Source organism: Zwartia sp., from assembly GCF_049655405.1.
GTDB lineage: Bacteria > Pseudomonadota > Gammaproteobacteria > Burkholderiales > Burkholderiaceae_B > Zwartia.
In genome coordinates, this window is sequence record NZ_JBASJR010000001.1 from 207,102 (window position 1) to 222,141 (window position 15,040).

General features: G+C 52.2%; 14 protein-coding genes. 3 read left to right on the top strand and 11 right to left on the bottom strand.

The window, feature by feature from the left end; translation table 11 throughout:
* Position 1: 1 nt before the first annotated feature.
* From WBJ47_RS00945 to WBJ47_RS00970, 6 genes are all read right to left on the bottom strand, one after another.
* Complete coding sequence (locus WBJ47_RS00945; RefSeq protein WP_422243896.1) at positions 2-1,762, bottom strand: ABC transporter transmembrane domain-containing protein; 1,761 nt, start codon at positions 1,760-1,762, stop codon at positions 2-4.
* Between the two features lie 29 nt (positions 1,763-1,791).
* Positions 1,792-2,907 (bottom strand): lipocalin-like domain-containing protein, encoded by a 1,116-nt coding sequence (locus WBJ47_RS00950; protein ID WP_422243895.1) that lies wholly within the window; start codon positions 2,905-2,907, stop codon positions 1,792-1,794.
* On the bottom strand, positions 2,907-5,468 hold the full coding sequence (locus tag WBJ47_RS00955) for an FtsX-like permease family protein (RefSeq protein WP_422243894.1): 2,562 nt from the start codon (positions 5,466-5,468) through the stop codon (positions 2,907-2,909). The genes WBJ47_RS00950 and WBJ47_RS00955 overlap by 1 nt, the downstream gene beginning before the upstream one ends.
* Positions 5,468-6,115: an ABC transporter ATP-binding protein gene (locus WBJ47_RS00960; protein ID WP_422243893.1), complete on the bottom strand. Its 648-nt coding sequence runs from the start codon at positions 6,113-6,115 to the stop codon at positions 5,468-5,470. The genes WBJ47_RS00955 and WBJ47_RS00960 overlap by 1 nt, the downstream gene beginning before the upstream one ends.
* 88 nt (positions 6,116-6,203) lie before the next feature.
* Positions 6,204-7,505, bottom strand: coding sequence for a Y-family DNA polymerase (locus WBJ47_RS00965; protein ID WP_422243892.1), 1,302 nt, complete (start codon positions 7,503-7,505; stop codon positions 6,204-6,206).
* A complete protein-coding gene (locus WBJ47_RS00970; RefSeq protein ID WP_422243891.1) occupies positions 7,502-7,993 on the bottom strand; it encodes a LexA family protein in 492 nt (163 codons plus the stop codon). Before WBJ47_RS00970 ends, WBJ47_RS00965 begins: the two co-directional genes overlap by 4 nt.
* 170 nt (positions 7,994-8,163) lie before the next feature.
* Between WBJ47_RS00970 and WBJ47_RS00975 the strand changes: the two genes are divergently transcribed.
* Both WBJ47_RS00975 and WBJ47_RS00980 read left to right on the top strand, forming a co-directional pair.
* Positions 8,164-8,673, top strand: a complete 510-nt coding sequence (locus WBJ47_RS00975; RefSeq protein ID WP_422243890.1) for a DUF1993 domain-containing protein — start codon at positions 8,164-8,166, stop codon at positions 8,671-8,673.
* A 15-nt stretch (positions 8,674-8,688) separates the two neighbouring features.
* Positions 8,689-9,054, top strand: a complete 366-nt coding sequence (locus WBJ47_RS00980) for a hypothetical protein (protein WP_422243889.1) — start codon at positions 8,689-8,691, stop codon at positions 9,052-9,054.
* Between the two features lie 7 nt (positions 9,055-9,061).
* Here WBJ47_RS00980 and WBJ47_RS00985 read toward each other — a convergent pair whose 3' ends face one another.
* From WBJ47_RS00985 to WBJ47_RS01005, 5 genes are all read right to left on the bottom strand, one after another.
* Positions 9,062-9,529, bottom strand: a complete 468-nt coding sequence (locus tag WBJ47_RS00985; RefSeq protein ID WP_422243888.1) for a DMT family transporter — start codon at positions 9,527-9,529, stop codon at positions 9,062-9,064.
* A gap of 73 nt (positions 9,530-9,602) precedes the next feature.
* A complete protein-coding gene (locus tag WBJ47_RS00990) occupies positions 9,603-11,057 on the bottom strand; it encodes an efflux transporter outer membrane subunit (protein WP_424585274.1) in 1,455 nt (484 codons plus the stop codon).
* Complete coding sequence (locus WBJ47_RS00995) at positions 11,057-11,764, bottom strand: ABC transporter ATP-binding protein (protein ID WP_422243887.1); 708 nt, start codon at positions 11,762-11,764, stop codon at positions 11,057-11,059. The genes WBJ47_RS00990 and WBJ47_RS00995 overlap by 1 nt, the downstream gene beginning before the upstream one ends.
* A gap of 1 nt (position 11,765) precedes the next feature.
* The gene (locus WBJ47_RS01000; RefSeq protein WP_422243886.1) at positions 11,766-12,968 is read right to left on the bottom strand and encodes an ABC transporter permease; all 1,203 of its coding nucleotides are present in this window, start codon (positions 12,966-12,968) and stop codon (positions 11,766-11,768) included.
* The gene (locus WBJ47_RS01005) at positions 12,965-14,119 is read right to left on the bottom strand and encodes an efflux RND transporter periplasmic adaptor subunit (protein ID WP_422243885.1); all 1,155 of its coding nucleotides are present in this window, start codon (positions 14,117-14,119) and stop codon (positions 12,965-12,967) included. The genes WBJ47_RS01000 and WBJ47_RS01005 overlap by 4 nt, the downstream gene beginning before the upstream one ends.
* A gap of 240 nt (positions 14,120-14,359) precedes the next feature.
* Between WBJ47_RS01005 and WBJ47_RS01010 the strand changes: the two genes are divergently transcribed.
* Positions 14,360-15,028, top strand: coding sequence for a YoaK family protein (locus WBJ47_RS01010; RefSeq protein WP_422243884.1), 669 nt, complete (start codon positions 14,360-14,362; stop codon positions 15,026-15,028).
* Positions 15,029-15,040 lie beyond the last annotated feature (12 nt).

A 15,040-nucleotide genomic window follows, 5' to 3' on the forward strand; every position in this document is an offset into this window, starting at 1 on the left:
TTCAAGCAAACTGCAATTTTGCCAGCCTTGCATACAGCCCACCTTGAGTGATCAGAGCTTCGTGCTTGCCTTGCTCGACGACTATGCCGTCTTCGATCACGATGATGCGATCGGCGCGCAACACAGTGGCCAAGCGATGCGCAATCGTCAACGAGGTTCTCCCTGGGAGCACACTATCCAAGGCGAGTTGAACTTCACGTTCTGACTCAGCATCCAGCGCACTGGTCGCCTCATCTAACAACAGGAGGGGCGGATTTTTCAAAATCGCGCGTGCAATCGAGATGCGTTGCTTTTGACCACCCGACAAGCGCACGCCGCGTTCACCTAAAAAGCTGTCGTACCCCTGCGGTAAAGCAGAGATAAACCCATGCGCATGCGCAGTCTTAGCCGCGGCGATGACCTCTGCATCCGTCGCATCAAGTCTGCCATAGCGAATATTTTCCATGGCACTCGATGCAAAAATAACCGGCTCTTGGGGAACAATACCCACCATGCCTCTTAGTTCACTCACCGGCCATTGCGTAATATCGCGACCAAAAATTTCAATCTGCCCTGCCGTCGGTTGATAAAAGCGCAGCAACATCGCAAAAAGCGTGCTTTTACCAGCACCAGAAGGTCCCACCAGCGCAACACGTGCACCGCGAGGGACTGAGAGCGTGAGATGATTCATCGCCAGAAAATCTGGGCGAGAAGGATAGGCGAAGGTGACATCGTTAAAGACCACCGCCTCAGGCGCAGAAAGATTTGCGGTCGTTGACGTTTCAGTACGATCATTGCCTCGGGCGCTACTGGCCAAGGCAGGTTCTGCCTGCATCAACTCCACCAGCCTTTCTGTTGCACCTGCTGCACGTTGCAAATCACCCCAAGTCTCGGACAACGCACCGATTGAGCCCGCAATCAATACCGCGTACAACACAAACTGGGTCAGCTCACCCAGAGAGATCGTGCCTGCGGTCACTTGTCTCGCACCAATCCACAGCACAAACACAATTACGCCAAAAGCCATCATGATCGCAGTGGCGGTCAGTAATGACCGCATGGTGATCCGCTTTTTAGCTTCGAAAAAAGCCATTTCCACGGCAGAATTAAAACGCTTTTGCTCATGCGGCTCGCGGACAAACGCCTGAACAGTCGTCATCGCATTTAACACCTCGCCTGCCATCGCGCTAGTGTCTGCGACCTTGTCTTGGCTGGCACGTGACATCTTGCGCACGCGTCGACCTAAGGCCCATAAGGGCAGTACGACTAATAACAATAAAACAATCATCACACCGGCCAACCAAGCGCTGGTGACCAGCATCATCGTCATACCGCCAAGCAACATCACCAGGCTGCGCAGCGCAATCGAAATGCTTGACCCCACCAAGGTCTGGACTAAAGTCGTATCGCTTGTCATTCGTGACAGCACTTCACCCGTTTGCAGCGTTTCAAAATACGCAGGGCTCTGGCGCAGCACGTTTTCAAAGACCCGCTGACGAATGTCGGCAACGACCCGTTCACCGAGCCATGACATCACATAAAACCGACTCGCTGTCATCAATGCCAAGGCGATGGCCAAGAGCAGCAAGTTGATGAATTTCAGGTCAATCGCATCGCTGGTCAGGCCCGTATCCACCAGATCTCGAAAGGCCAAGGGTACGGCGAGCGTGGCTGCCGCAGCTAATAGTAGAAAGAGCGCGGCCAGGCACCATTGTGTTTTATACCGGGAGAGAACACGGTATTCGCGTAACCACTGCGTGAGACTGCTGAGTTTTGTCGCCATAGTGAATGAGTGTAAGTCAAGACCGGTTTCTACAGTGCCAAGGGCGCACCGTAACCCGTGAGCTCTAAATATCCTCTGCCAATCGTCTTGCCGTTTTCTTTTAACTCGACAGCACCCTCATAATAAAAACCTCCGGTACTGGCGCGCGCATCGACCTCTTGATCCTTCATCAATGGCTGTAGAGTCCACGCTCGTCCCGGAGCACGTAACGTAAAGCTCTCTGGATAAGTCGCCATGGATTTCGAAGACTGCCATTGACCAACAGGCTCCCAGCTAACGTTTTGATCAGGCTCCAAGAGCCTGCCCTGAGCATCACGCCAATCCCACTCGCTAAACAATGTCTGACCGGCCGCATCGCGCATGCGAAACGCCATCAGGCTCGAACCGTCTAAAAGATTGATTCCAATCCAATCCCAACCTACGGCGCCTGGCATCAACAGACTGCTCGACCACTCGTGATCAAACCAAGCTGATCCTGAAAGACTCAGGTGTTGGTCAGCGCGACGTGTTTTTCCTTGAGGACTTTTTAAAACCAGCTGAGCCAAAACTTTTAACTGTGGCCGGCTGTAATAATAGCTGGCTAACTCTGGAGATGGCCCTTTTAAGGAATAGCCGTTTTCTCCGCGCAAAACTGGAGCTTGGGCGGTGCTGGCTTCTAACTCAAGCGTAAAGTTGTCCGCGGGGATGAACACCTTGTAATGATCATCCGCTGTCCGTCGCAAACTCCAGCCCGATAAATGCAAAGCTGTATCTGCTGTGTCAAATGAAGCGCCAGCCGGTCCGGCACGCCCAGCGATCTCTGCATGCCGCAACTGACCCTCAGCAGGGAACGCGAGCGCAGCATGCGCAAACATCAGCTGGCGAGGTGCGAAACGACTCGGATTATCGTCAGGATGAAGCGTGCGGCTGCGAAAAAAAGTCACTTGAAAACCCATCGCCTCCGCGCCCTGCCCCAACCAACCGGTCATGTACCACCATTCGGTACGGTACTCAGGATGCGCCCCAAAATCCTGCGGAAAAATAAGCGGTCGCGGTTTAACCTCGGGATATTTCAATGCCGCAGGTGAAGCCCAGGCATAAACAGGAGGTGTTGTAACCAGTAATAGAAAACGTGTCATCCACGCTCGGCGCTTGGCGCTTTGCATCACCAGTCCTCCCGCAAAGACAAAGCCAGGCGATCGGCGTCTAGATTTCTCTTGGCGGCCCAAACCGCCGCCACAATCCCGAGTAGCACGATACTGCACATCAACACCAGGACAGCCACGACTGGCATACTCGTCTGCATGGTCCAATGAAATGACTGCGGATTGACCCGGTGAATTAACACCTGACTCATCAACAAACCCAATACCGTCCCCCAGCATGCTGCGAGCGCCAGCAGCATGCCTGACTCAACAGTCAGCCATCGAGTGAGCTGTTGAGAGGACTGACCCAGATGTTGCATCAGCGCAAACTCCTTTTGACGCAATAAAGTCTGGCCTGTGAAGCCAGCCGCAACAGAAAAAATCGCTACTAACAAAGCCGCAATCTCAAGCGCATATGTCAGCGCAAAGCTGCGGTCAAAAATTGTCAGTGATAACGCACGTAAATCAGCCGAGCTTCGAAACTCAAGATTTTTGAAAGAAGGAAACTGAGTGCGCAAACGCTCTAAAACTTCTGCAGCACGCGCTTGAGGCGCGAGCCATAGCGCAATATCCGTGCGCCGCAAATCCTGAGTCAAGCCCTGATAAGTCGCAATATCCATCACAACCGAACCGTGCTGACGTCCATAATCACGGAATACCCCCGCCACCCAAACCGGCAAGCCTCCGCTTATCGTGCCGTCAACGCCTGTCAAAGGCAGACGATGGATTTCACCTGGCTTCCAGTCGTACAAATCTGTCATCGCTTCAGAGACATAGACCTCAGGCAATACGGGCTGTGTGCCAGGTTTTTGCGTTGTGACACTTCCCGTCAATGGCAAAACTTGCGCTGCGCGCCCCTCAGGCACTGGGCGCGCGATCAATGCCACCTCGGGTCGCTCAGGTCGAAATAAGATTTGCTGTTGCAAAGTGAATTCAACGCGGGCGACTCCGGGGACTACGGCAATCGCCTGAAGTAGACTCGGATCGCGCATGAGCGCCTGATTTAAATCCGATCGACCCAAGCTCGCATACAGATCCGCTGGCAAGACTTGGTCCAACCATTGGGTGACGGAATCCCGAAAACTTGCCACCATCACCACCATTGCAACCGTGAGTGCGAGTGCGGCCACCACCCCTGCAATCAGCCCCGCAGCGCTGGCGGGTGCCTGAGCAAGACGCCAAGTCGCCAAGGTCAAGGAGGGAGTCGCAGACAGAGAGGGGATATGTTTGCCTGCGCGCAGCAACATCCGGGCAAGAAATGAAAAGCACTGATTGACCAACGAGGGCGTCAATGCCAAGCCGGCAAACAACAGAAAAGCAATGGATAAATATGCAGCAATCGGCAAACCACCTAATGCGGGCATAAAGGCCAAGACCAAACTCGTCAACCCCAGCACAATCGCCACGCGGTAATGCAATACAGGTTTGAGCATTCGCTCCGTCGCACCCGCGCGCAATTGCCTCACGGGTGAGCCCGCGGTCGCCGCACGCGCCGGAAAATACCCGGCCAGCACACCGACGGCTAAAGACAAGAGCCAGAAACCCAACAACACTATCGGGTCAAGGTCCATTGGTGGTATGGTCGCTGAAAAATATCCGCCTCCAAGATCTCCGCCTACTAGACGCAACAAAAGCGCTGCCAGACCCAGACCCACGCCAATACCAAGCGCACCACCGAAGGCAGCCACTAATAGGGCCTGCGTGAGCACTAGGATAAACAGCCATGGGCGACTCGCCCCTAATACGCTGAGCAAAGCCAACTGGGACTGCTGACGCAAGACGGAAAAACTGATGGTGGTAAATACTAGAAATGCACCCGTGAATAAGGCCACCAATGCCAGCACGCTTAAGTTCACACGATAGGCGCGCGATAAATTGGACATGCGACGATCCCGGTCATCGGCTGTCACTAGCTTGAGCCCCAAATTCGACTGTTCAAGTGCGGCCTCTAGATCCTTTAGGCTGCGCCCCTCGACTAACTGGATATCCAGTCGGCTCAAACGACCCAAGCCATCCAAGCGCCACTGAGCCACGCCTAGGTCCATCACCGCCAGACTCTGCCCCGCTGCACCGGGTACGAGGCCTGCCACTTTGAAGGTTTCTTTTTGACCCCTAACAGTCAGTGTCACCGTACCTCCTACCGCCACATCAAGGTCTTTTAACGCGGCCGCTGAAAGAAAAATCGCGTCTTGATCGAACAGCTGCATGCGCTGTGCCTCAGATACCGAAGGTATCAACGCAGGCGTGACACGTGCTGCCTGAAAAATATCCAGCCCCAACACACGCAAGGGTTGAGTGCTGCGCTCAAGCACAGGGCTCACGGCCCGAATGCCTAACTCTGTTTGGTGTGCAACAACTTGATCAAACAAACTATCCGGAAAATCACCCGCCGGCATCACCAGCTGCGCAGAAGCCTGACCATTGACCAAATCAAGCGCTCGACCAAACTCTCCCAGCGCAGAGCGATTGACCGTGTGAATTGCTACCGCTAATGCGATGCCTAGCGCAACCGTACCCCCCGCAATCAGCCAGCGACCTGGTTGCGCTCGAAAGGCAGAAGACAGAAGCCAATAAAACAACATCAGCCGGTCAAGACAAAAGTGCGATCCAGCCGTGCGGCTGCTTCGACCGAATGTGTCACCATGACCAACGCTGTCCCCTGCTCACGACAAGTGCGACACAGAAGATCAAGTGCTTGGTGAGCGGTCTCTGGATCCAGATTGCCTGTTGGCTCGTCGGCTAGCACTACCTCAGGCTGGTGTACCAATGCGCGTGCGAGTGCCACGCGCTGTTGCTCGCCCCCAGACAGCACGGCAGGAAAGGCTTCCGAGACCTCGCTGAGCCCAAGCGCTCCGAGCAAGTGCTCAGCCCGCGCCCGTGCCTGCGCGAAGGGCACGCCAGCGAGCAAGCAAGGCACCATGACATTTTGAAGAGCGTTGAGGTGCGGCATTAAATGAAATGCTTGGAAAACGAAACCAAACGCGGTGCGCCGTAGCACCAGTCGCTCGGTCTGACTCATTTGCGCAAGATTCTTGTCCTTGAACAACACGCGTCCTTCGTCTGGCTGATCCAAACCCGCCATCAAGTTCAAAAGGCTGGATTTGCCCACGCCTGAAGCGCCACGCAACGCGAGCTGTTCACCAGGAGCGACGGACACATTGAGGCCACGAAATAGCCAGCGTTGTGGTGAGACCCGTCTCGACAGGCCTTCGGTCTGAAGCAAGCTCATGAGACGACATGTGCTGCGTGAATTAAATGATCTCTCAACATGAGGCGACTGTACCACCAAGAAAGCGCTACAAGTCCCCCAAAAACCCTTAGCGCACCACGGGCAATTCGTCCCAGCGTGTCGTATATCTCGGCGAACGGTTTTCATTACGCATCGCCCAGTGTTGGGTAAAGCCGCTCACGCCTGACCGCACCGTGCCGTGTCCATAATCACGATTGATCGTATCAAGTGCTGTCATCAACTTGGTGGAGCGCTGGGTGACCACCAGATTGTCAAAAATACTCGCCTGACGCGCGTGTTTATCCGACAACAACGTCAACATCACGCCTGCTTTTTTATAGCGATACCCCGAACGATAAATCATCTCCAGCCCAGCGAGTGCCGCCGCCGTGAGCGTAAGCGTATCGTCGGTCGGCTCAGGCAGCGGCACCGTCAATCCTGCGTTGTATTGCTCATCCTTATTAAAGCGGTTTGTCTGCACAAACACATACACCGCGGCTGAGACTGACTGTTGCTTGCGCAGCTTTTCAGCGGCACGCGACAGATAACTCGCAAGCGACTCGCGTAGCTCCTCAATCGTTTCCACCGGACGGCCAAAACTGCGCGAGGACATAATCTGTTGTTTAGACTGGGCGATATCGTCGAGTGCCAGACAGGAAATCCCCCGCAACTCATTGCAGGTGCGTTCCATCACCACACCAAAGTGCCTGCGCATTTCTTTGGGCGAGGCATTGCGCAAATCCAGCACCGTATGAATTCCCATCACCTCCAAACGTCGCGCGATGCGCCCGCCCACGCCCCAGACCTCTCCCACCTCAATGCGACTCATCCAACGCACACGCTCCGGACGCGGGATCACATGCAGGTCGCACACGCCCTCAAACTCGAGATTTTTCTTAGCAAGATGATTGGCGAATTTTGCGAGTGTTTTAGTCGGCCCCACACCTACACAGACAGGTAAGCCCGTCCATTGCTTGATGCGTTCGCGCATCTGTTGCCCCATGGGAACCGCACCTCCATGCAGATGCGCCACCGTTTCGATGCGCAAAAACGACTCATCAATACTGTAGACCTCCGTGTCGGGTGCAAAATCGCGCAAAATCTGCACGACACGATTACTCATATCTCCGTAAAGCGTGTAGTTTGACGAAAAAGCCAAAATGCCTTGCTCGCGCGCCAGATCCTTCATCTTGAACCAGGGCGTCCCCATTTTGACGCCTAGTGCTTTGACCTCATTACTGCGGGCCACCGCACAGCCATCGTTGTTAGACAACACCACCATCGGGATGCCTTCAAGCTTGGGCCTAAACACACGCTCACACGACACATAGAAATTATTGACATCCACGAGCGCGAACTGTGGCGAAAGCGTAGAGACAGCCAACATCATCCGCCTCGCGCAGAATAACGACGCACCACTCCCACCACGACACCCCACACGAGCAACTCGCTGCCGTCTTTAAACTCGATGGGTTGGTATGCAGGGTTTTCAGCGCGCAACTCCACGCGTCCCCGATGCTTGAACAAACGCTTGAGTGTGTAATCACCATCCACTACCGCCACCACAATGTCGCGGTGCTTGGGCGTCATCGCCCGATCCACAATGACCTTGTCACCCTCCTCGATGCTAGCGCCCGACATCGAGTCCCCTTTGACCGTAAACAGGAAAGTCGCAGGCTTGTTACGGACTAAATAATCATTAAGATCCAGTCCAACCTCGATGTAATCGGCGGCGGGCGAAGGAAAGCCCGCGCTGATCCGATGCGCCAGAAGTGGCAAATCGTGGTTAGCCGGCTCCAGCGCCGCATGAACAGGCGTTTGCGTTAAGTTTGGCTCCGCTTTGAGGTCAGGAGATTTGAGCGTAGATATACTGTACATAAACACAGTATACGACTAACATTTGGATACAACCAAATGAATTTTTTAGAACCAAACGAAGCGACGAGACAGGCTATCACTCGACACTTAGTGACACTAAATGAAACTTTCCGATGAGTGAGATCATGCTTTAATCAACCTCAACTCAGCCCCAACAGGATAGAAAAATCATGTCTACTTCTCTTTACAGCACAACCGTCCCCGTGTTCAAACAAATGCTTTTGGCGCTGAGCGATGTGCTCAAAAAAGGGGAAGAGCACGCACAAAATCGTAAATTTGATCCCGCCGTGTTGTTGCAGTCGCGTTTGTTTCCCGACATGCTGCCACTCGTACGCCAAGTTCAGATCGCTTGTGATTTTGCCAAAAGCGTTCCGGCGCGCATCGCAGGCGTTGAAGTGGCCGCCTACGAAGACAGCGAACAAAGCTTTGCCGAACTGCAGCAACGCATCGCCAAAACACTGGCACTCATCGAAGGTATGACCGCAGAGCAGCTCAATGGCAGTACCGTCAAAGAAGTCGTTTTACGTCCCGGCACGCCAAAAGAGAAAAAGCTAACAGTCGAAGACTATGCGCTGAAATACGGCATGCCACAATTTTTCTTTCATGTCACAACCGCCTACAACCTGCTGCGTCATAACGGCGTTGAGATTGGTAAGAAAGATTACATGGGGACGTACTGAGCGTAGATTAAGTCAGTGAAGCAACCCGACAACGCACATCACAACACCCACCCCGAGGAGGCTTCCAAGACGTGGGACCTCGCGGGTGTGACCTTGTTTCGCACGCTTGGTTATGTCGTGGGATTACCGAGCTTTATTGTCGGTACCGCTGTGTTTATGCTGGGTTTTGCACTGATGGATGCAGATATCCTAAACGTTGCCTGCATCCTCTACAGTCTCGCACTGGTCTCAATCGGCGGTCGCCCCGTTTTGCTCAGACTGAACCCGCAAAATGAAATCCAAGCACTCAAGATTGCCGCCCTCTCTCTCGTCGCAGGCGCGTTATGTTACGGCGCGTTGCTCGGCATACTCACTGCACTCGGTATACAAATGATCTCGTGAGTAGACCTCACGAAGCATTCGGCTGCTTGTCCGCCAATTGAGTAATCACCAGGCCAAGCACTAGCAAACCAACCCCGAACAGTTTCTTCATACTCACCGGGCGAATCGCTGCGCCAAACAAGCCATAGTGATCAATCACCACAGACACCAGGATTTGCGAAGAGACGGCGCAAATGATGAAATTGGCCACACCAATCCTTGGCGCCAACAAGGTAGCATTGATCACATAAAAGCCAACAATCAACCCGCCCAGGTAGTCAATGAGTTTGACATCCTTCAGCGCACCTAAATTAGGGATAGATTGTGTCAGCAGCAGCGCACAGGCCAAACAAAATATAAAGCCCACTCCAAACAAAATCACTGGCGCGTGCAGTGGTTCACCTATGGTCCGACCCAGTCGGGCATTGAGAATCACCATCGCCGGAATCAGTGCGCCTGCCAGTCCTGCCCAGATCAGTAATCTTGCTGAAATCACTTGTCACCTCTGCATATTTGATCCTGGAAATCAGGAAAAGGCAGTGTACAAGAGCATCGATGGCTAAAGTCGCTTATTCCTCGGAGGGATCATTACTTAATCGCCCTCCTCCCATCGCCTGATACAACGCTACAGTATCGATGAGTCGTTGCGCTTGCGACGCGACGAGTTCAAACTTGGTTCTTTGTGCTTGTAACTGAGCGATCAACAATTGTAGATAGCTTGCACTCCCATGTGAGTATTGGCGCTCGACAGATTTTGCCAAGGCAGTCGCGGCTGCATTCGCCCTGGATTGTGAATCCAACGTACGCGCATCATTTTCAAGGGCACGCAACACATCGGCCACATTGCGTAATGCGTCCAGCACCACGGTTTGATAATTTGATGCGGCGGCATCAAAGGCCGCTAATGCTGCCCGGTTTTCCGCGGGAAGTCCCGGATTAAAAAGAGGCTGTGTGATTTGACCAAGGACCTGCCAGAAAAGTGAACCCGCGCCAAAAAGCGTTTCAGGTCCCAGCGCAAGAGACCCTAGACTCGCACTTAGATTAAGTTGGGGATACATTTTAGCGATCGCCGCGCCATACTCGGCATTCGCGGCACGCATCAGGGCCTCGGAGGCCTGAATATCTGGACGTTTGCGAAGGAGCATAGAAGGTACCGTCAACGGAAGCTTAGTAGGAATAAAAAAATCATCCATTGAAAAAGTCGGAATCACGGATTGCCCCGGAGGCTGACCGGACAGCGTCGCTAATAAATGCGTCATCTGCTTGTAGCGGGTTTCCAACAGAGGGATTCCCGCACGCGTTTGCTCAGCCTCTGACGTCAAGGCCAGCACATCGTCTTCGGAAGCCTGACCTAACCGAAGCCGATGACGCGCCACGATAATCTGATCGTCTTGCGCCTTCAAACTTGTCTGGTTGGCACGAATCTGACCTTGGAGTTTTGCCTGAGTAATCGCCGTCGTCGCGATATTCGCCGCAAGAGTCAGTTGCGCGCCCTCAAACTGAAACCTTTGAAATTCAGCGCGTGAAGCAAGCGACTCAAGTACACGACGATTACCACCAAAGATATCAAAGTTATACGAAACACCTACAGAGGCGTTATACAAATTGAACACATCGGGGCTTGTCGTCACCCCTTGATTCGCACCATTCAGTTGCACACGCTGACCACCAATCGTCGTATTGAGCTGCGGATAAAGGGTTGAACCCGCACGCGCATTGTAAATTTCTTGAGATTGTTTGAGTGTGGAGCGTGCGGACTGCAGAGAGGGATTCGCAAGCATTGCTTGCGCGATCAATCCGTCTAGCTTGGGTGAACCTAGCGCACGCCACCAATCTTTAGGCACCTCGGCAGAACTTTCAAACACTTGCGCTGCGCCAAAAGTAAACTCAGATGACACCGTTTTTCCTAAAAACTCTTTCGTTGTATAGGTTTCCGGCAGAGATCCCGCTGAGTTTTTAAAATCAGGGCCCACGGTACATCCTGTCAATACGAGGATGCTCAAGAATGTGCAATACATTTTCATTAGAAGGGACGTCCCTCACCGACTTCTTCATGCGTTACACCATCACGGATATGATAGATACACTTAAAAGTAGGAATAATTTTTTCATCATGCGTGACGACAATAATGGCTGTTTCGTACTGAAGCGCTAATTGATTTAGCAACCGAATCACCGCAAGCGCTCGCACACCATCAAGCGGTGCAGTCGGCTCATCTGCCAGAATAACGGGTGGGCGATTCACAAGCGCACGGGCGATTGATACGCGTTGCTGCTCTCCACCCGACAACTGAGCTGGCATTGCCCGCGCCCTGTGCACGACATCCAAGGCCTCCAGCAATTCGAGTGCCATTTTTCGGGCTGCGCTGTTGGAATGACCCGCGAGCATTGGTAACAACGCGACGTTATCCGTTACATCCAAAAAGGGGATCAAATAAGGTGCTTGAAAAATGAAACCAATTTTGTCACGGCGCAACGCTCTGAGATCACGAATTTTCCACTCATTATCGTAAATTAATGTCTCACCTACCGTCATACGGCCTGCGGTGGGCTCAACCACCGCGCCCAGACATTTAAGCAAGGTACTCTTACCAGACCCCGAGGGACCGATCAAACCAACAACTTCGCCAGGAGCAATCACCATATTGATGTCTTTCAGCGCATCAACGGCCGTATCACCGGTTCCAAAACGCTTACGAACACCCTCGATACGAATACCTGCGACCGCCATATCAACCTCCAATCGCTTCAGCCGGATCGACTTTGAGTGCGGCCCATATCGCAACAACGCTAGCAAGAATACAAATCACCACGATTGCGAGAAAACCTCTCAGCGCATCGCCTGACTCAAGCAACACATGCTTGGGAAAAAACGGTGCCCAAAATGTGGCAGATATTTTCCCTACGACAAATCCGATCACACCCAACCCTAAGGCCTGCTGAACAATCATGGACGCAATCGTACGGTTGCGTGTACCAATTAATTTCAATACAGCAATCTCTCGAATCTTTCCCATCGTCAAGGTGTAGATGATGAAAGCTACGATGGCTGCACTGACAACTGCAAGGATGACCAGGAACATCCCAATTTGCTTAGCTGAAGTTGCAATCAGCTTACTCACCAGAATGTCTTCCATTTGCGCTCGGTCATAGACTTGTAAACGCTGCCAACGACGGATAGACTCCGCAACATCCTTCGCGTGATCACCCGACTTAACTTTTACTAAAACAGCATTCACAAACTGATTAACGCTCTGTGACGCGATCACAGCTTCCAGCAATTCAGGAAATCCTGGTCTATTGATTGTGGGATTTTGCTCCGTACGACGACGCTGCTGGATAATGGCATCGTTATCTTTCAAAAATTGGGCTTGCTGAGCGTCTTTGATGGGAATGAAAATCATCGGATCACCACTTGAGGAAATCATCCGACGGGTTAGCCCCACAACAGTATATGTATTGCGTCTGATTTTGATTTGCTCACCAATTCGTATCCCCGTTGCAAGATCAGCGACTGCCTCATAATGACCTCTTGTGATGTGCCTGCCACTGACAAGATAAGGAGGCCAGCCGGAAGAGCCGGGCTCACCCATCACGACGCCAGTCACCATGGCTCGGACATCTCGATCACCGTGTCTCACCTGCATCGTCAGGTAGGTCACGTTCGTTGCCTCTGCAACGCCCTGAACGCCTCGAATGGATCGCCAAGTGTCATCATAAATACTGGACGATTCTGCATATGGACCCAGAGTATCTTTTTGTACAACCCATAAATCTGCACCGCTATTGTCAAGCAATACCTTGGCATCGTCGACCATGCCGCGATAGACACCCGCCATTGTCAGCGTCACACCAATCAGCAAGCCAAGACCAATTCCTGTAAAAACAAACTTTCCCCAACCATGCAGAATATCTCGCCCTGCGAGGCTAATCATTTCGTAGCACCCGCAATGTTTTTAACAATATTGATCCTACTTTTTGTTGTTAATGCTTGTTCGCTATAAACAACGACTTGCGCATTTGGACTCAGTCCATCTAAGACATGTATAAAACCATCCAAATCGGATGCGCCTAATATGACTGGCGCGAAGCTCACGTTTCCATTTTCTATCTGCCAAACCCCCACTTTTCCGTTTAAGCGTTTAATGCTGGCATTGGGCAAGACGGACACTGAATCAAGTGTTGGCAATGTCACGGTGACTTCTGCTAGCTCTCCTACGGGTGGCATCTGCTTGAGCGGACGATCAAAAGAAATCTTGACACTCATTTCCTCAGTCACTGGATCAGCCATGGGTTCGAGTCGTGCAATCCGCCCCTCCATTGCCTGACTGCGATCAGAGCGCAACATCACGCTAGCAGGCAGATCTATCCGTAAACCATTTGCATTGGACTGATCGAATCTTGCATTGATCCATAGATTTGCCGGATCAATAATCTCTACTGCCACCTGACCGGCCACAATCGTGGTCCCAGGATCAGCTTTCCTGAGAGAAACGATGCCATCGATTGGGGCACGCAGCTTCAAATTATTGCGTTGCGCAACAAGTGCCGCATAGTCAGACTGCGCGCGAGCATAGGTTTGTTCTGAGGCGCTTAAGTTTGCCTCTGACAACTGATACTCGTGTTTTTTTGTTGTGTAATTCTCTTCGCTTGTCGATTTCACGGCCAATAACATCTCGTAGCGTTTGGCCTGCGCCTTGGCATACTGTTGTCGTGTGCTTGTCTCTAGGCGTTGAGCCTCAGCTTGTTTTAGAACAGCAGACTGCGCGCGCACCTTATCGTCCAGATCGACGGGATCCATCTCGGCAATTACCTGCCCAGCAAGCACGCGATCCCCAACATCGACATCAAGCGACATGAGTCGTCCCGCTGCAACCGGACCGATTTTGTAGGTTCGGCGTGCTTCGACCGTGCCAACACCAAATATTGCAGGAGAAATTGTCTTTTTTTCGACGCCAACCACCGTGACGGCCGTAGAGGCAAGCGGTCCGGCGCGAAACACAACAAATACGAATAACGCCACTAAGGGAATCAAACCCAAAAGCAGGCCGAGCGTTCTCCCTCGTATCGGAAAGTTCTTAAACATTTATTCTTATCCATTAAGGAACTTCAACACACTTAATCTAGAAAGATCAAGTCTGAATGACCGCTTATAACCAAAACTGATTTACAGTATGCGTTGGAATGAAACATTCTTATATGATGTAGATCATATAAATGCTTATTAATACTTTCCCACCCATTAAGAATCACTCAAATCAATCTCATCCTAAACCTCACCGGTAAAGACCGGGACCCTCGGTCCAATCTGATTTTGGGCTGCATCATGGCGCTGATCGCCGGCGCGGTGAATGCGGGTGGATTTTTGGCGATCCAGCGATACACCTCTCACATGACCGGCATTATCTCCGGAATCGCTGATGACCTGATCGTCAGCGACCTCACTGTCGTGTTGGCGGGTATCGCCGCGCTATTGAGCTTTATCGCAGGCGCCGCGACTACAGCCATCTTTATCAACTGGGCGCGACGACGTAAATTACATAGCGAATATGCGTTATCTCTGGCACTCGAGGCTGCGTTATTGCTCCTCTTTGGTCTCTTGGGTGCAAACCTCAACGTGCTGATCGAAGTCTTTGTTCCCACCACGGTGTTGCTGCTCTGTTTCATCATGGGGCTGCAAAATGCCATCATGACAAAAGTCTCTCGGGCGGAGATACGCACGACCCACATGACAGGCGTCGTGACCGATATCGGCATTGAGCTCGGTCGACTCATCTATTGGAATAAAAGCAAACACCTCCCACCCGATGAAAATGTTCGTGCGAACAGACAGAAACTCAAAATCTATCTGTCGATTTTTTCTGCATTTTTAATGGGTGGAATTTTTGGCGCGCTGGCATTCAAAGAGGTCGGATATTTCACGACCGTTCCGATTGCCATTTTTCTCCTGTTGCTCGCCGCGCCCCCGATCCTGCGGGATGTATTCAAGATATAAAAAATAAACAGC